The following is a 16,849-nucleotide window of genomic DNA, read 5'->3' on the forward strand; positions in this document are numbered from 1 at the left end:
ACTCGCGTATAATCGTCGGCAGCGTCAGATGTGTATAAGAGACAGGGGTGGGGGCAACGGCGCCCACACCTCACCCCATCACCAACCCCCCGTCCACATACAGCACCTGCCCGGTCATGAACCGGCTCCAGCCCGACGCCAGGAACAGCACCGGGCCGGTCACGTCCTCCGGCGTGGCGATGCGGCGCAGCGGGGTCTGGGCGACGATGGCGTCCTTCACGTCCTCCTTCGTCGCCCGGCTGGCGTCGGTGGGGTAGACCAGCCCCGGCGCCACGCAGTTGACGCGGATGCCCAGCGGCCCCAGCTCCGCCGCCAGATTGCGGCTGAAGCCGACCAGCGCCGCCTTGGCCGTCGTGTAGTCGTGATAGGGCACGGTGGGCCGGGCGACGAGGTCGGTCGCCATGTTCACGATGCTGCCGCCGGGCCGCCGCCGCATCACCGGCAACACCGCTTTGCAAATGTTGTAGGTGCCGAGCAAAGCCCCATCCACTTGCCCCCGGTAGTCCGTCCACTCGGTGTCCCAGAACAGCTTGCGCTTCTCCGGGTCGAAGGCGTAGGGGCGGAAGGCGTTGTTGACCACCACGTCGATCTTGCCGAACTCCTCCGCCGTGCGCTCCACCATGCGGTTCACCGCGTCGGCATCGATCACGTCGGCCTGAACCGCCCAGGCGTCACCGCCCGCCTCGCGGCAGGCCTCCGCCACCGTCTCGGCGGCCTCGGCATTCTGCAGGTAGTTGACGGCGACAGCCGCCCCCTCCGCCGCGAAGGCCTTGGCGATGGCGGCGCCGATGCCGCGGCTGGCGCCGGTGACGAGGACGGTCTTGTCGCGGAAATCCATGGCGGGCCAAGCCTTCCTTACTCGGGGATCAGGTCGGACCGGACCAGCGCGCCCATGTCGAGGTCCGTCCCGATCAGGCCGAGCTGCTTGAAGGTGTCCGCCCCCTTCTGCATCAGCGCCGGATCGAAGTGGCCGAGGCCCTTGGCCTTGGTCGTCTCCGACACGCTGGAGGCGTTGCGCAGCTTGATGATGGCGAGGTTGGTGGCCTCGTCGCGGCCGTTGATCGCGCGGGTCACGGCGAGGCGGGCGGCCTCCTCCGGCTCGGCGATCATCCAGGCGGCGCTGTCGCGGTAGGCGGCAAGGAAGCGCTTCAGAACGTCCTTCTTCGTGCGGTAGGTCTCCTCCGTCACCACGAAGATGTCGCTGGGCAGGTTCAGCGTGTCCTTGACCTCGATGACGTTGATGTCCTTCAGCCCCTTCTGCATCCCGACATGGAGGCCGGTGTCGGTCGCCGCGGTGGCGTCCACCTGACCCTGGATGACGGGGGCGAAGTTCAAGAGGCCGGTCACCTCGATGGTCACGTCCTTCTCGCTCAGCCCGGCCTGATGCAGCAGCACCTGGAGGTTCTGGCGGGTGCCGCTGGACAGGCTGTAGACGCCGATGCGCTTGCCCTTGAGGTCTTCAGGCTTGGTGATGTTGCGCTCCTTCGGCGACACCACGTTGAAGACGTTCTGCGGGTAGATGTTGTAGATGGCGACCAGCTTCTCACCCTTGTCGAGCGCCAGATAGAAGGAGGCCGGGTCGGTGAAGGCCACGTCGGCCTGCCCGGTCAGCATGTTCTGGATGGCCGAGCCGCCGCCGGTCCCCGGCACATAGCCGAGATCGATCCCCTTGGCCTTGAAGAAGCCCTTGTCCGGCTCGGCCAGCAGGTTGGTGATCTCGCTGATCGGCTGGCTCCAGCCCGCCACGGTCACCGTGTCGAGCGCCAGCGCGGGGGAGGACAGCAGCAGGGTGGAAACGGCGACGGCACCCAGGGTGCGCAGGAACCCGAACATCGTGTGATTATCCTTTCCACGGACGGCGCAGCAGCCACCGTTCGAGCCCGGCGGCGGCCTGATAAACGATCATGCCCAGCACCGTGATGACGATGAACAGGGCGAACATCATGGTCGAATCCATCATCCCCTGCGCCGCGATGATCGAGGCGCCCAGCCCCTGCCGACCCCCGATGAACTCGCCGACGACGGCGCCGACCAGCGCCAGCACCACGGCGACGCGCAAGCCCGCCAGGATCACCGGCAGGCCGGAGGGGATCTTCAGCCGCAAGAGGGTTTGCAGGCGCGTCGCCCGCAGCATCCGGAACAGCTCCCGCTTGTTGGGATCGACCTGCTGAAGCCCGGTCATGGTGTTTTCCAGCAGCGGGAAGAAGCAGATCAGCGCCGTGATGACGACGGTGGAGGTCATGCCGAAGCCGAACCAGACGATGAACAGCGGCCCCAGCGCCAGCTTCGGCACCACCTGGCTGGCCAGGATGTAGGGGTAGAACAGACGGCGCAGCACCGGCACCTCGGCCAGCAGCACCCCGGCAAGGAAGCCGATGGTGCAGCCGGCGGCGAGGCCCATCGCCATCTCCGCCGTGGTGACCCAGAGATGCGGCAGCAGGTAGCCCCCGGCCAGCCCGTCCCACAGCGTGCGCAGCACGGCCGAGGGCAGCGGCACGACCAGCGCCGACACCCCCGCCACCCGGCAATAGACCTCCCACCCCGCCAGCAGCAGGACGAGCAGCAGGGCGGATGCGATGCGGACCATCACGATGCGCGCTCCAGCGCCACGCCGCTGTCGGTCTTGCCGTCCATGGCGTGGCGCAGCTCCAGGCACAGGGCGTTGAAGCGCGGGCTGTAGCGGACGTCGCGCCCGCGCGGGCGGGCCAGCGGCACCGGCAGGGCGTGGCGCAGGTGCCCGCCCTCCATCACCGCCACCCGGTCGGCCAGATAGACCGCCTCCGCGATGTCGTGGGTGACGAACAGCACGGTGGTGCGGTGGCGGGCGCAGAGCTTCAGCAGGTCGTCCTGCAACTCCTCCCGCGTGATGGCGTCGAGCGCGGCGAAGGGCTCGTCGAGCAGGAGCAGCGGCGGCTCGGTGACCAGCGCGCGCGCCAGCGCGACACGGCTCTGCTGCCCGCCCGACAGTTGGCTGGGGAGGCGCCCTTCGAGTCCGGACAGGCCGACGAGGTCCAGCAGCTCCTCCGCCTTGCGGCGGTCCGCCGGCTGCGGGCGGCGCTTCAACGAGACGGGAAGCAGCAGGTTGTCGAACACGGTCCGCCACTCCAACAGCGTCGGCGCCTGGAAGACGAAACCGACCTGGGCCCCCGGTCCCCGCACCGGCTCCCCCTGGATGCGGACGCTGCCGGTCGAGGGGGCGAGCAGCCCGGCGACCAGCTTCAGCAGAGTCGTCTTGCCGCAGCCGCTGCGCCCGACCAGCGCGTGGAACTCGCCCTCCCCGATGGTCCAGTCGATGCGGTCCAGGATGGTGCCGCCGCTCGGGACGCCGTAACCGGCCTGTTCGATGCTGACGAAGGGCATGGCCGCGCGCCTCAATCCGTGTAGGGGGCGAAGCTGTCCGCCGCCCGCTCCGCCGAGCCTTCGATCTCGGTCATGGTGACGAGGTCCAGCAGGTTGAACCGCCCGTCATGGTGCCAGCCCGCTTCCGGCGCGGTCATGCGGCCGAGCGCGCAGAGCCGCGTCACCCCCACGGCCCCCAGCGCCCCGGCGAGCGCGAACAGCTCCTCCGGTGCCGCGGCGATTCCCACGGTCTGGAGGAAGGCGCGGTAGGGCGCCAGCCCCGGCACCGCGTCGGCCAGCCGATCCACCGCCACCACCGTCACCGTGCGGTTCAGCCCGCAAGGGCTCAGGCCGTCCGCGGCGTCGGTGTAGGCGATGGCCCAGCTTCCCGCCGGATCGCCCAGCAGGGCGCGGCTGGGGTCGGCAAAGCCCTTCGTCTCCTCCGCGTTGCGCCAGGACGCGACGCCGCCCGCCTCGGCCATCGACAGGGGGCGGCGCGGGAACTTGCTGCCCAGCGCGTCCAGCTCGTGCGCCAGATAGCCGGCGAATTCGCGCGGGGACACCCGCCCGCCGCGCTCCACGAAAAAGGTCTGGGGTGAGTAGCAGCCCTGCTGGTCGTAGCGCGCCACGTCGTAGGCCGCCTGCCGCGCCACCGCCCCCGCCTTCCCGGCGTCGAGCGCGGAGCGGGCGACCATGCCGAAGCTGATCTTGTGGCCATAGGGCAGGAAGCGCGTGGTGATCGGCACCCGCGCCCGGATGGCCGCCAGCGCGTCGTTGCCGCCATAGGCGACCACCGTGTCGGCGCGGCCCAGCCACGCCCGTTCCGCCGCTTCGTCGCCGCCCTTCCACCAGACGATGGCGATGCAATCGGCCAGTTGCGGGTCGATCTCCGCCAGGATCTGCGCGAACCAGCCGGCGAACAGCGGCTCGGCGCTCGGCAGCTTGCCGACCGTGCCGGCCTTCACCAGCAGGCCGGAAATCAGGCTCCACAGCGGCAGGCCCGGCACGTTGCCCGCCCAGACGTGCAGCAAAAGCTCCGGCCCGAAGGCGCGGGCGAAGCCGCCCTTGGGCATGGGCTGAAAATCGTCGAGCACCGCCGGGTTGGCGAAGTCTTCGGCGATGAATTTCCGAAGCTCCGGCCCGCGGAAGGTCTTCAGATAGCCGGTCAGCCCCAGCCGGACCATCTCGGCGTCATAGCCGGTGACCAGCGGCAGCAGACGTTCCGCCTTTTGCCGCCACGGGTCGTCGCGGTCGAGCAGCCGGGCGACGGCGCGGTCGATGGCGGCGGCGATCTCCGCGACCGTGCGGCTTCTCAGGTAAGTCCGCGCGTTCGTCCGCACCCGCGTTGCCAATTCAGCGATCTGCGCCTCGGTCAGCACCGGCACCGCCACGTCGAGCGTCTCGGCGCCGCGCCGGAAGGTCAGCGTCCGCCAGTCCACCGCGTCGGCGGACAGCCCCGGCAGATGCCCGGCGCGCTCCATCAAGCCAACGGTCATGGGGCCCGCGCCGCTTTGAGGAAGTCCTCGACCGCCATGGAGCAGCCCTTGGCGTCCGCCCCGTCGGCCCGGCCGAGAAGCTGGAAGCCGCCGTCCACCTCCACCCCCGCGTCCTCGGTCAGAATGGCGGAAGCGCAGTTGAAATGGGCCAGATCGTGATGGACCAGCACGCCGACGCTGCCGCGCGGCACCTCCTGCCCGGTCAGCGGGTTGATGACCCGGCTGCGGATCCAGTGCGGGCCGGACTTCACCGACGGGCAGGACTCGTTGCCGTCGTCGTAGAACTGGGTGCTCAGCTCCGTCATGCCGTACATGTTGATGCACAGCCGGCGCGGCACGCCGAAGGTGGCGGACAGGCGGCTGTAGAACTCCTCCGCCGCCATCTCCCGCGACTGGCCCTTGAAGCCGCCGGTGTCGAGGACGCGGCTGCCCGCCGGCAGGGCGAAGCTCCACCCCCGCTCGGCCAGCGCGTCCATCAGATGCACGACGCTGAAGCTCGCCCCCAGCAGGGCGTAGGGTTCGCCGGTTTCCTCGGCGCGGGACAGCGCCTCGATCGCCCCGTCCACGTCCAGCCCGGCGTCGGAGACGAAATAGCGGCTCTCATCCGTCCCGAACTCGCTCTTCGCCAGCGCCAGATAATGGGCGAGCGAGGAGTTGGGCATCGCCTGCTTGGTCGGGAACAGGATACCCATGCGCAGCCGGTCCCACTCTCCCATGAAGCGGCGGCGGAAATTGACGGTCATCGAGCGGTCGTAGACCGCCAGCGTCGGATGGTGGCTCTTGCCCCGCACGCCCTTGGTGGTGCCGCTGGTCATGAAGACGTGCGGGCACTCCTCCGGCGGGCGTCCGCTCAGCGTCAGGTCCTTGAAGGCGCTGATCGGCACAGCGGGCACGTCGCACCAGCTCTTCACCGTGCGCAGGGTGCGCGCCCGCTGGGTGGCGAAGCGGCGGTAGGGGGCGTTGGTCTCGAACTGGTGGGCGAAGACGGCCAGCGCCATGCGGTTGAACGCCTCCTCGTCCGCCTCTCCGGCGGCGATGAAGGCCAGCAGCTCTTCGACAAGTCGGGCTTCGGTCACGTCCGCACACACCTTTTGCAGCGCCAACAAACTGTTGCCGGAGCAAGCGGTGTCTGGATGGAATGGGGGTACGCCGTGCCGCCCTTCAGTCCCGTCCCTACGCCGGTATGACCCGGATCAGGTTCGATGGGTCACCGCGTTGTCCGGATGAAAGCGCCGGACCGGCGGAGTCTCAGCCTCCTAGCGAGGCCCCCCAGGGAACACTTCGCAAGCTAAGGGACCGGCCCCCGCCCGTCAAGGAGGTCGGGTTCAAGGAGGTCGGGTTCAGGCGGCGTCCTTCACCACCTCCAGGACCATGGCGATCTCGTCGATGACGTTGTTCTGGCTTTCCATCGCCTCCATCACCTCCTGGTTCGTGACCTCCCCGGACGCCAGCTTGTGGTGCCAGCGCGGGGTCGGGGCGTAGACGATCGACAGCATGCGGAAATCGACGTTCAGGTGCATGGCCAAGCGGGTGTTGGGCCAGCCGCGCTCGATGAATTTCCGGTTCTCCTCCATCGAGAACAGGCTCAGCACGTTGGGCGTAATGGGGCGGACGTGGGTCGGATCGCCGAGATAGCCGTCGCTGCGCGGGTGCGGCACCTTGATGGTGATCCGCGCGCCGTGGCGGCAGACGCGGTACAGCTCCTTCATGATGTTCAGGAAGCCCTCGGTCGTCTGGCCCATATGCTCCAGCGCGTGGATGAGCTGGACGTCGGCGACGCTGCTCTCCTCGAACGGCCAGGGCACGACCTCCAGGTCGGCGACGATGTCCGGCCCGAAGGTGCCGTACTTGTCCACGTTGACGTAGCCGGCAAGCCGCGTGTCGCCGCAGCCGAGGTTGAGCTTGAGGTCCGACATCGCACGCGTTTCCGGCCAGCCGTTGTTGTTGCCACGAATGCGACCTTACACCTCCCGCCGCAGCAGCGACAGGGCGGCCATCGCCATGACCTGCGCGGAATGGACCATGTCGTCGATGTCCACATACTCGTCCGGCTGGTGGGCGAGGTCGAGGATGCCGGGGCCGTAGGCGATGCAGTCCTTCAGATGCCCGACCCGCGCGATGTGCTTCTGGTCGTAGGTGCCGGGGGACACCACCTGCACCGCCGGGCGGCCCAGCACCGTCTCGATGGCCGCCCCCACCCCCCGCACCACCGGCGCGTCGGCGTCGGTCAGGGTGGGCAGAAAGGCCAGAACCTCGCGCAGCTCGTAATCGAAGCCGGGGCGCTCGCGGCGCAGATCCTCCAGGATGGCGGTGATCTCCGCCCGCACCTCCTCCGGGTCCTCCTCGATCAGATAGCGGCGGTCGATGACCATACGGCAGCGGTCAGGCACCATCGGGCTGGGCAGGCCGCCGTGATCCTCCGGCTGGCCGCCATGGATGGCGTTGATGTTCAGGGTGGACTGCCGCGCCCCCTCCGGCACCACCGGCATGGCGGTGCGCTTGGCGGCCAAGCGGGGGAGCAGCTCCGTCTCGATCCGGTGCAGCACGGCGCCCATATGGCGCACCGCGCAGTTGCCGAGGAAGGGCATGGAGCCGTGGGCGACGCGGCCCTTCGTCTCGATCTCCGCCCACCAGACGCCGCGGTGGCCGATGCACACACGGTCCACGTTCAGCGGCTCCGGGATGATGACGTGGTCGACCCGCGGGCGGGAGAAATAGCCGAGCGTGGCGAGATGCCCGACCCCGCCGTAGCCGCCGGACTCCTCGTCCACCGTGCCGGAGATCTCCAGCGCGCCGGGGAAGGGGATGCCCTCCTCCAATATCGCTTCGACGGCGATGATGGAGGCGGCGATCCCACCCTTCATGTCGCAGGCACCGCGGCCGTAGACGCGCCCGTCCTTCACCACCCCTTCGAAGGGATCGACCGTCCAGCCCTGGCCGGCGGGCACCACGTCGATGTGGCCGTTGAAATGCACGCAGGGGCCGGGCTCGCGCCCTTCGATCCGCGCGACGACGTTGGTGCGCGGGTAGCGGTCGCTGTCGCCGGGCGCCCCGTCCGCCCGCACATACTCCACGGCGAAGCCGCGCCCGGCCAGCCGGCGCCCGAGGAACTCCGCGCAGTCGGTGTAGACGTCGCCGGGCGGGTTCACGGTGGGGATGCGGATCAGGTCGCGGGTCAGCGCGACGAGGTCGTCGCGCCGTTCCGCGATCCGGCGGAACAGCGACTCCCGGTGGTCGAGCGGCATGCTTCCCCCCTGCGCACAATTCGTTGCGCGGAAGGATCGGTCATGCCGGCCCGCCTGTCGAGAGATGATCCGCGCCTCACTCCGCCGCGCGATGCCGCAGCCGTTCGTCCTCGTTGGCCCGGCCATTGCGGAGCTGCTCCTCGTACCAGCGGCGGTGATGGTCCTTGGCCCAGTTCTCGTCCACCACGCCGCTGCCCATGGCGTCGAAGGCGCCCTCCATGCCGATGGTGCCGATGTAGATGTGCCCGATGATCAGCGCGATCATCAGCGCGGCCACCACCCCGTGCGCCACATGCAGGATCTGCATGCCGCCGATCCCGGTGACGGCGAAGGGCATCATCAGCAGGAAGCCGGTGAGCGACAGCGCGAAGCCGCCGAACACCACCGCCCAGAAGACGCCCTTCTGGCCGGCGTTGAAGCGCCCGGCCTCGGGATGCTCGCCGGACTTGTTCAGCACGCCGCCGAGCGTCTTCAGCCAGACGAGATCGGCCTTCTCCGGGATGTTGTCGCGCACCCAGAGCACAAAGATCATCAGCAGGCCGAGGACGAAGGGCACGCTGAAAAAGTTGTGCATGTACTTGCTGGCCTCGGCCAGCATCGTGAAGTTCGGGTGGCCGATCAGCGGGATCAGCAGCATGCGCCCGAAGGTCAGGATCAGCCCGGTCAGCGCCATGAGCAGGAAGCTGACCGCCGTCGTCCAGTGGGCGAAGCGGTCCATGCCGCTGAAGCGCGGCACCGGGCGCCCCGACCGGCCGCCATGGATGCGGATGGTGCCGCGGATCAGGTAGAAGATCGCCAGCACCGCGATCGGTCCCAGGATCAGCGCGCCCGCGATGATCTTCAGCCAGACCATGCGGAACTCGCGCCACTCCCGCCCCTCCGGCTGGACCAGGACGCCCAGCTTCTCGTCGGGAATGCTGACCCGTCCGGAAAGCTTGCCGTCCGGCGTCTGGTAGAGCTGCACCTCGTCCTTCGAGGTCGGCGAGGTCGGCCCCGGCGTCTGGTAGAACTGCGCCTGCACCGCCGGGGCGGCGAGCAGCAGAACGAACAGGACCAACAGGGGGCGCAGGAGCTTCGTCATGTCGCGTCCTTCCCTAGAGAAAATGCGCTTCGCGGGGTGCTGCATCGGGACAGCCTTGCCCCCACCCGCTCAGCTCCCCCCGGTGCCCTCGCGGCCCGGGCTGAAGGCGTCGCCGCGGTCGTTCCGGCCATAGGCGGTGGACCAGCCCCAGGCGCCGGAGCCGTAGCCGCGGCGCACCGTCCGCTCCTTGTAGATGTCGGCCAGAACATCGCCGTCACCAGCCATCAGCGCGCGGGTGGAGCACATCTCCGCGCAGAGCGGCAGCTTGCCCTCGGCCAGCCGGTTGGCGCCGTATTTCTGATACTCCTCCATCGTGTTGTCCGCTTCCGGACCGCCGGCGCAGAAGGTGCATTTGTCCATCTTGCCGCGCCCGCCGAAGTTGGTCGCCTGCGGGTACTGCGGCGCGCCGAAAGGACAGGCGTAGAAGCAGTAGCCGCAGCCGATGCACAGGTCCTTCGAGTGCAGCACCACCCCGTCCGCCGTCTGGTAGAAGCAGTCCACCGGGCAGACCGCGGCGCAGGGCGGGTCGTTGCAGTGCATGCAGGCCATGGAGATCGACCGTTCGCCCGGCACACCATCCTTCAGCGTGATGACGCGGCGGCGGTTGATACCCCAGGGAATGTCGTGCTCGTTCTTGCAGGCGGTGACGCAGGCGTTGCACTCGATGCAGCGTTCCGCGTCGCACAGGAATTTCATGCGGGCCATGAATGTCTATCCTCCCTGGGGCGCGTCAGGCCGGTTCGACGCGGCACAGCGTCACCTTGGTTTCCTGCATGAAGGTCATAGGGTCGTAGCCGTAGGTCGTCACCCCGTTGGCCGGCTCGCCCAGGACGATGGGGTCGGTGCCCGGCGGGTAGTTCTCCCGCAGGCTGTTGCCCTGCCAATAGCCGGAGAAGTGGAAGGGCATGAAGACCGTGCCAGCGCCGATGCGTTCGGTCACCAGGGCGCGCATCCGCGCCTTCGCGCTGTCCTCCGGCCCGTAGACCCAGACCATGCCGCCGTCGCGGATGCCCAGGCGCTCGGCGTCCTTGGGGTTGATCTCCACGAACATCGACTGCTGCAGCTCGGCCAGCCAGGGGTTGGAGCGGGTCTCCTCGCCGCCGCCCTCATACTCGACCAGCCGTCCGGAGGTCAGAATGAAGGGGAAGCGCTGGCGGATGTCGCTGTCCGCGATCTTGAACTGGAGCGAGCGGGCGAGCTGCGGCAGGCGGAAATCGCGCCGGTCCTCGATCGCCGGGTACTCCTTCACCAGCTCCGGCCGCGGGGAGTAGATCGGCTCGCGGTGCAGCGGCACCGGGTCGGGCAGGTTCCAGGCGACGGCGCGGGCCTTGGCGTTGCCGTGCGGTGAGCATCCATGCTTCAGCGCGACGCGGATGATGCCCATGGACAGGTCGGTCTGCCAGCTCACCTCGTCCACCTTGTCGCCGCCGATGGCCTGGATGACGCGCATCTCCTCCGCCGTCAGGTCCTTGTCCCAGCCCAGCTTGCGCAGCATCGCCATGGTGAATTCGGGATAGCCGTCCTCGATCTCCGACCCCTTGGAATAGGAGCCGTCGGCGAGCAGGCTGACGCCGTTGCGCTCCACCCCGAAGCGGGCGCGAAAGACGCCGCCGCCCTCCATCACATGCTTGGAGGTGTCGTAGAGAACGGCGCAGCCGGGGTGCTTCAGCTCCGGATGGCCCCAGCACGGCCAGGGCAGGCCGTAATAGTCGCCCTTCAGCGGGCCGCTGGTCGCCTGCATGGTGATCTTGTCGAAGTCGGCCTGATGCTTCATGTGCATCTTCAGCCGCTCCGGCGACTGGCCGGTGTAGCCGGTGGACAGGCAGCCGCGGTTGATCTCGCGCAGGATGTCCTCCGGCACCGGGCGGGTCTCCTCCACCGTGATGTGCTTGAACATCTCGTCGGCGAAGCCGAACATGCGGGCCAGCAGATAGATGATGGTGTAGTCGTCCTTGGACTCGAAGATCGGCTCCACGACCTTCTCGCCCCACTGCATCGACCGGTTGGAGCAGGTGCGCGAGCCGTCCGTCTCGAACTGCGTGCAGGCCGGCAGGATGTAGGTGCCGTTCTTCCGTTCCTTGAAGGCGGCGAAGGTGGTCGGGTGCGGGTCGGCGATGACGAGCAGGGACAGCTGCTCCAGCCCCTTCAGCATCTCCGGCATGCGGGTGACGGTGTTGCCGCCGTGGCCGAAGACGACCATCGCCTTCAACGGCGACGGCTGCTGGATCTCCTCCGGCTTGTAGGTGACGCCGTCGAACCAGCGGGTGGTCGGGATGCCCTTGGCCTCCATCAGCTCCTTGGAGGAGAAGCGGGCCTTCATCCAGTCGTAGTCGACGTCCCAGACGCGGCAGAAATGCTTCCACGCCCCCTCGGCCAGCCCGTAGTAGGAGGGCAGCGTCGAGACGTCGAGCCCGAAGTCGGTGGCGCCCTGCACGTTGCAGTGGCCGCGGTAGATGTTGGCGCCGCCGCCGGCCACGCCGATGTTGCCCAGCGCCAGCTGCAGGATCGACAGGGCGCGGACGTTGGCGGTGCCGGTGGTCTTCTGGGTGATGCCCATGCACCAGATGACGGTGGACGGCCGGTTCTTCGCCAGCGCCTCCGCCACGCGGTAGAGCTGCTCGCCGGGCACGCCGCTGACCCGCTCCACCGTCGCGGGGTCCCACTTCTTCACCTCGGCGCGGATCTCGTCCATGCCGTAGACGCGCTGGCGGATGTACTCCTTGTCCTCCCAGCCGTTCTCGAAGATGTGCCAGAGGATGCCCCAGGTGACTGGGATGTCGGTGCCGGGACGGATGCGCACATAGTCGGTGGCGTGGGCGGCGGTGCGGGTGAAGCGCGGGTCGATGACGATGAAGGGGGCGCGGTTGTGCTCCTTGCCGCGCAGCATGTGGGGCAGCGAGACGGGGTGCGCCTCCGCCGGATTGCCGCCGATGATCAGCAGCGCCTTGGAATTCTGGATGTCGTTGTAGCTGTTGGTCATGGCGCCGTAGCCCCAGGTGTTCGCCACCCCGGCGACCGTGGTGCTGTGGCAGATGCGCGCCTGATGATCGACGTTGTTGGTTCCCCAGAAGGCCGCCAGCTTGCGGAAGAGATAGGCGCCCTCGTTGGAGAATTTGGCGGAGCCCAGCCAGAAGGTGGCGTCCGGCCCGGACTGCTCACGGATCTCCAGCAGCTTGGTCCCGATCTCCTCGATGGCCTGATCCCAGGAGATGCGCTGCCATTGGCCGTCGACCAGCTTCATCGGGTATTTCACCCGCCGCTCACCCTTGGTCAGCTCGCGCACCGAGGCGCCCTTGGCGCAGTGCGCGCCCTGGCTGATCGGGCTTTCCCAGCCCGGCTCCTGCCCGGTCCAGACGCCGTTCTGCACCTCCGCGATCACCGTGCAGCCGACGGAGCAGTGGGTGCAGACGTTCTTGCGGGTGACGACCTCGACGTTCGGCAGGGTCGGCCCGGCCTCGGCCTTTTGGATCATCGCGGCGGGCAGCGCACCCAGCGCCGCCATGCCCCCGGCGGCGAGGCCGGAGGTCTTCAGAAAACCGCGGCGGTCGACGGTTTCTCCCAGCCCGGCGGTGCCCGCGGACAGTCCGTTGGCCGACAGTCCGTTCAGGCGGTGGGCGAGGGAGGCGCGGGTGGCGGCGGTTCCGGCATTGCGCTTGACGAGCATGGGGCGGCCCTCTGGATCAAAAGTCGCGGTCAGAGTCGGTTCAGCGCGTAGAAACGCTTCACGTGTTCGGTTTCGCGGTAGCGGGCCTTGACCTGCTCCTGCCGCGATTCCATCGCCTCCGCCGGGGCGGCGCGCAGGGTGGCGGCCGCCGCGGCGGCTCCCGCCGCACCCAGCCCGAGGCCCTTCAGCAGGCTGCGGCGTTCCAGTCCGGTTTTCTTCTGGCTGTCGTCACGGTGCATGGATCGTGCCCTCCCGCTGGTCGGCCCCGCGCGGCGCGCCCGGAGGGGCGGGTGCGATCATCGCAAAGGCGTTGGTCTCGATGTCCAGGAACAGCCGCCCGAAGGTGCCCAGGGGTCGGTAGAGATGCGCCGCCGACGCCTCCTCCAGGTCCTGGAAGAAGCGGCCCGCCCAGGGGGCGAGGTGGCGCTCGAAGAAGCGCTTCTGGCGTGGCAGGTCCGGCTCGCCGTCCGCCGTGCCCACGGTCCCGGCGGCCAGCGCTCCCATGATCTCGGCGATGGCGGCGATGTGGTCCTCGGGCTCGCTGACGCCGGGAGCGCGCTCGATGCCCAGCGCCTGCATGTCCTCGCGCAGGCGGGCGAGCGGCCGGTCGATCAGGAATCCGGTGCGGTAGTAGGAGGCGAAGGGAACCAGCTCGCCCCGCGTCACCCCGAGGAACAGCTCATGATACTCGCGCTCGGCCCGGTGTTCGCCGTCGGGGGCGTCGGCGAGCGTACGGGCGCGTACGGCCAGATCGCTGATGGCGCGCCCCAGCGACGAACCGTCCCCGGCCAGAGCGCCGACCGTGGCCAGCAAGTCGCGCGACGGCGGACGCGCCAAGAGATGGGCCAGCAGGCCGTACGCCTGCGCCCGCAGCCGATCCGCGTCGTCGATGATGGCCGTTTCCGCCATACCTTTGCCCCGCTTCGCCTTTTCCGTGGCCGGTTAAGGTCCGGCTCATCAGCGACAACAGCGGGAATGCACAAAGGTTGCGCAGTCCAGGACAAGCGATGGTCTTGCCCCAACCCTGAACGTTGCCCCCTCCCTAGCCCTCCCCCGCTTTCGCAGGGGAGGGGACGGACGCCGCTTCGCCTAAGGCACCCTCTCCCGCGGAGCGGGGGAGGGCCGGGGTGGGGGCAAGGCCCTCACCTTCTTCAGACCCATCCATGTCAGCGACCACAACCTCCTCCGGCTTCTCCTCCTCCGGGGGCTTCTCGTCGGTGGCGATGCGGTCCAGCAGGTCGGCGATGCGGTCGGTGTCGAGCAGCTTGCCATAGCCGGGGGCGTTGCAGTCCCAGTCATACTCGGCGAAGCCGCGGAAGCCCGCGATCACCGGGTCGCTGATCCAGGCCTTGCGCAGGGCCAGCCGTTTCAGCTCCTGCGGGACGTTGCTGGCGAGGAAGCCGGTGTAGTCGCTGTCCGCGCCCAGGCTCTCCACCGGCGGCAGGCTCTCCGGGTCGAAGGGTTCCGGAGGCGGAACGGCGATGGGCTGCGGTTCCTCCGCCGCATCCCGCTCCTCCGGCGGTTCGGGGGGCTCGACGGGCGCCGTGCGCGCCTCCTGCTTGCGCCGCGACCAGCGGGACAGGAAGCCTTCCGACCCGTCATCCATGGCGCTGATCCTTTCCAGATTGAGCAACCGGGGCGCGGCGGGCCAGCGCCTCCGGGTCGGCGCGGTCGCGCTGGCGCTTGTAGAAGGGCCGTTCGGCGTGGTGGCGAGCCACGAAATCGCGCATCCACGCCGCGAGGTCGGGCGGCAGGGGAATCGCTTCGATCAGGTCGTCGCCCGCGTCGGAATGGGCGTCGACCTCGCCGGGATCGACGGTGACGGCGAGCAGCCGCAGTCCCGGCTCCTCCGCGCAGCGGCGCAGGATGACGTAGAGCATCGGCTGGCCGCCCTTCAGATTCTCGACATAATTCTCCGTCTCGCCGGGATGGAGCACGATCTCCGCGGCGCCCGCGTAATAGCCGGTGCGCTCACCGTCCTGCGCCAGCACGGTCCAGGGCGCACGGTCGGGCAGCGCCGGCAGGGCGCCGGTCACCCGCCAGCGGGCGTCCACCCACGGGTTGTCGATGCGCTGGCGCTCCACCGTGATGCCCACGCCGCGCCGTTCGGCCTGTCCGGTCATGACCGCCTCCCCTCTGCCTTGCGGATCAGCCGCTGTTCCCAGACCCGCCGCACCGGCTCGAAGCCCGCGTCCATCCAGCGGTCGATCCAGGTCAGGAAATGCCGGGTGAAGCTCTCCAGCACCGCCACGGCGTCGGTGTCGCCGAAGCCCTCCTCGCGCAGCGCCGTGCGGTCGGGGTGGCGCCCCGGGTCGGGATCGTCGGGGTCGCCCAGAACCTCCAGCTCCGCGCCGACCACGGCCCAGGCGGGAAGCCCGTCCTCGGCGCCAGGGCCAAGGGCGACGGTCACCCCGCCGGCCACCGCGCCGTTCAGCAGCAGGCGGCCCGCGCCGTCGAAGCGGATGCTCTGGTTCGGCGGCCCCAGCGCCTCCAGCGCGTCGGCCAGCGCGACCAGGGTGACGGCGGCAAGGCCGTCGCCGGCGTCCGGCCGGTCGGGGACCAGCACCACCGCCACCTCCAGCCGGTCGCGCCGGCCGCTGTGGACGAGCGTGCCGGGCGCCGCCCCCTCCGCGGCGAAGCGGCAGGCGGTGGCGAAGGGGCCGCCCGCCTCGGCGGGCCAGGGGCGGAAGATGGGCGGCAGAGTCGGGGCATCGGACGGGTCCATGCCCCTGATAACGCGCGAACGGGAGGGTTGGTGCCCACGCCTGTTGGTGGGGGACGGCCTTGTCACCCCTTCATCCCAAAGGAGTCCCCAGCCTTGCTCGCCGCACTGATCTCCTCCGGCCTTGTCGCCGGGCTGCTGATGACCGGCAACGTCATCGCCCAGGAAGTCACCAAGGAGTCGCTGTCCAACGACATCAAGGTGCAGCAGAGCCAGGAGCCGCCGCCCAACCAGCAGGGTGTCCGCGCGCCCAAATCCAGCACCAGCGGCGAAACCCAGGGGGCGGAGCTTCAGCAGGCTCTGGCCGACGTCCGCCGGGCACCGCCAGACCTCCAGGGCAACCCGGTACCGCGCCCCAACCAATGGGCCAGCGAACCCGACATGGGGCACGAGCCGACCCGCTCCGAAAACCCGTCCGACCTGAGCAGCCAGGAAGCCAAGTAGGACGAATCACCGACGCTCCGCATGGCGCATCCTTTTCAGCTTGATATGCTCTGATCGAGCATTTATGGTTTTGCTCATAGAGAGCATTAAAGGAATGCGCCATGCGCGACACCACCGGCCTTGCCTACACGCCCGACATCGCCGCGGCGACGCAGCCGATCTACGAGCGTGTGAAGCGCGTGATCCCCGCCGTCGAATGGCCGTTCCACGCCCCGCTGGTCCACGAGATCAACCGCTTGAAGCGGGAGCGCAACGCGGTGATCCTCGCCCACAACTACCAGACGCCGGAGATCTTCCACGGCGTGGCCGACATCGTGGGCGACAGCCTCGCGCTCGCCGCACGGGCGACCGAGACCGATGCCGACGTGATCGTGCTGGCCGGCGTGCATTTCATGGCGGAGACGGCGAAGCTGCTGAACCCGTCGAAGACGGTGCTGATCCCCGACACCGGGGCGGGCTGCTCGCTGGCCGAATCGATCACCGCCGCCGACGTGCGGCTGCTGCGCGAGCGCTATCCGGGCGTGCCGGTGGTCGCCTACGTCAACACCTCGGCCGACGTGAAGGCGGAGGTGGACATCTGCTGCACCTCCGGCAACGCGGTGGAGGTGGTGGAATCGCTGGGGGCGCCGCGCGTCATCATGCTGCCCGACGAGTATCTGGCGAAATACGTCGCCACCCAGACCAGCGTCGAGATCATCGCCTGGAAGGGCCATTGCGAGGTGCACGAGCGCTTCACCGGCGACGAGATCCGCGAGTTCCGCGGGCGCTTCGACGAGCTGATCGTCATCGCCCACCCGGAATGCCTGTCTCTTATACACATCTCCGAGCCCACGAGACTATAACAGCTATCTCGTATGC

17 protein-coding genes, 1 pseudogene and 1 riboswitch are annotated in these 16,849 nt (G+C 69.0%); of the genes and pseudogenes, 2 read left to right on the top strand and 16 right to left on the bottom strand.

Features of this window, described 5'->3' with window-relative positions:
* Nucleotides 1–70: 70 nt before the first annotated feature.
* The 16 genes from Q4I23_RS20925 to Q4I23_RS21000 form a co-directional block, all read right to left on the bottom strand.
* The gene (locus tag Q4I23_RS20925) at nucleotides 71–838 is read right to left on the bottom strand and encodes a 3-oxoacyl-ACP reductase (protein WP_498527468.1); all 768 of its coding nucleotides are present in this window, start codon (nucleotides 836–838) and stop codon (nucleotides 71–73) included.
* A 17-nt stretch (nucleotides 839–855) separates the two neighbouring features.
* Nucleotides 856–1,833: an ABC transporter substrate-binding protein gene (locus Q4I23_RS20930; protein ID WP_498527469.1), complete on the bottom strand. Its 978-nt coding sequence runs from the start codon at nucleotides 1,831–1,833 to the stop codon at nucleotides 856–858.
* Between the two features lie 7 nt (nucleotides 1,834–1,840).
* Nucleotides 1,841–2,587, bottom strand: a complete 747-nt coding sequence (locus Q4I23_RS20935; RefSeq protein WP_498527470.1) for an ABC transporter permease — start codon at nucleotides 2,585–2,587, stop codon at nucleotides 1,841–1,843.
* On the bottom strand, nucleotides 2,587–3,360 hold the full coding sequence (locus tag Q4I23_RS20940; RefSeq protein ID WP_498527471.1) for an ABC transporter ATP-binding protein: 774 nt from the start codon (nucleotides 3,358–3,360) through the stop codon (nucleotides 2,587–2,589). Before Q4I23_RS20940 ends, Q4I23_RS20935 begins: the two co-directional genes overlap by 1 nt.
* Before the next feature lie 11 nt (nucleotides 3,361–3,371).
* Nucleotides 3,372–4,835 carry an acyl-CoA reductase gene (locus Q4I23_RS20945; RefSeq protein WP_498527472.1) on the bottom strand — a complete coding sequence of 488 codons (1,464 nt, stop codon included), beginning with the start codon at nucleotides 4,833–4,835 and terminating at the stop codon, nucleotides 3,372–3,374.
* On the bottom strand, nucleotides 4,832–5,911 hold the full coding sequence (locus Q4I23_RS20950; protein WP_498527473.1) for a LuxE/PaaK family acyltransferase: 1,080 nt from the start codon (nucleotides 5,909–5,911) through the stop codon (nucleotides 4,832–4,834). Before Q4I23_RS20950 ends, Q4I23_RS20945 begins: the two co-directional genes overlap by 4 nt.
* Before the next feature lie 76 nt (nucleotides 5,912–5,987).
* Nucleotides 5,988–6,117: riboswitch (TPP riboswitch) on the bottom strand.
* 58 nt (nucleotides 6,118–6,175) lie between these two features.
* On the bottom strand, nucleotides 6,176–6,751 hold the full coding sequence (locus Q4I23_RS20955) for a class I SAM-dependent methyltransferase (protein WP_498527474.1): 576 nt from the start codon (nucleotides 6,749–6,751) through the stop codon (nucleotides 6,176–6,178).
* 45 nt (nucleotides 6,752–6,796) lie between these two features.
* The gene (locus Q4I23_RS20960; protein WP_498527475.1) at nucleotides 6,797–8,080 is read right to left on the bottom strand and encodes an acetylornithine deacetylase/succinyl-diaminopimelate desuccinylase family protein; all 1,284 of its coding nucleotides are present in this window, start codon (nucleotides 8,078–8,080) and stop codon (nucleotides 6,797–6,799) included.
* 76 nt (nucleotides 8,081–8,156) lie between these two features.
* On the bottom strand, nucleotides 8,157–9,161 hold the full coding sequence (locus Q4I23_RS20965) for a formate dehydrogenase subunit gamma (RefSeq protein ID WP_498527476.1): 1,005 nt from the start codon (nucleotides 9,159–9,161) through the stop codon (nucleotides 8,157–8,159).
* Between the two features lie 69 nt (nucleotides 9,162–9,230).
* On the bottom strand, nucleotides 9,231–9,866 hold the full coding sequence (fdh3B, locus tag Q4I23_RS20970; protein ID WP_498527477.1) for a formate dehydrogenase FDH3 subunit beta: 636 nt from the start codon (nucleotides 9,864–9,866) through the stop codon (nucleotides 9,231–9,233).
* A 25-nt stretch (nucleotides 9,867–9,891) separates the two neighbouring features.
* Nucleotides 9,892–12,825 carry a formate dehydrogenase subunit alpha gene (locus tag Q4I23_RS20975; protein WP_498527478.1) on the bottom strand — a complete coding sequence of 978 codons (2,934 nt, stop codon included), beginning with the start codon at nucleotides 12,823–12,825 and terminating at the stop codon, nucleotides 9,892–9,894.
* Between the two features lie 29 nt (nucleotides 12,826–12,854).
* Nucleotides 12,855–13,064 (bottom strand): twin-arginine translocation signal domain-containing protein, encoded by a 210-nt coding sequence (locus Q4I23_RS20980; RefSeq protein ID WP_498527479.1) that lies wholly within the window; start codon nucleotides 13,062–13,064, stop codon nucleotides 12,855–12,857.
* Nucleotides 13,054–13,734: a TorD/DmsD family molecular chaperone gene (locus Q4I23_RS20985; protein WP_454017290.1), complete on the bottom strand. Its 681-nt coding sequence runs from the start codon at nucleotides 13,732–13,734 to the stop codon at nucleotides 13,054–13,056. Before Q4I23_RS20985 ends, Q4I23_RS20980 begins: the two co-directional genes overlap by 11 nt.
* A 133-nt stretch (nucleotides 13,735–13,867) precedes the next feature.
* Entirely contained in the window at nucleotides 13,868–14,431 is a 564-nt protein-coding gene (locus tag Q4I23_RS20990; RefSeq protein WP_498527480.1) for a DUF3306 domain-containing protein, read from the bottom strand.
* Nucleotides 14,424–14,948 (bottom strand): DUF3305 domain-containing protein, encoded by a 525-nt coding sequence (locus tag Q4I23_RS20995; RefSeq protein ID WP_454017292.1) that lies wholly within the window; start codon nucleotides 14,946–14,948, stop codon nucleotides 14,424–14,426. Before Q4I23_RS20995 ends, Q4I23_RS20990 begins: the two co-directional genes overlap by 8 nt.
* Nucleotides 14,945–15,550 (bottom strand): biotin/lipoate--protein ligase family protein, encoded by a 606-nt coding sequence (locus tag Q4I23_RS21000; protein WP_498527481.1) that lies wholly within the window; start codon nucleotides 15,548–15,550, stop codon nucleotides 14,945–14,947. Before Q4I23_RS21000 ends, Q4I23_RS20995 begins: the two co-directional genes overlap by 4 nt.
* A 93-nt stretch (nucleotides 15,551–15,643) precedes the next feature.
* Here Q4I23_RS21000 and Q4I23_RS21005 point away from each other — a divergent pair, with 93 nt between their 5' ends.
* Both Q4I23_RS21005 and Q4I23_RS21010 read left to right on the top strand, forming a co-directional pair.
* Nucleotides 15,644–15,991, top strand: a complete 348-nt coding sequence (locus tag Q4I23_RS21005; RefSeq protein WP_454017294.1) for a hypothetical protein — start codon at nucleotides 15,644–15,646, stop codon at nucleotides 15,989–15,991.
* A gap of 101 nt (nucleotides 15,992–16,092) precedes the next feature.
* Nucleotides 16,093–16,794, top strand: a pseudogene (locus tag Q4I23_RS21010) (quinolinate synthase); the annotation flags it as partial.
* Between the last annotated feature and the right edge of the window lie 55 nt (nucleotides 16,795–16,849).

Source organism: Azospirillum sp. UFLA03-27, assembly GCF_059803775.1.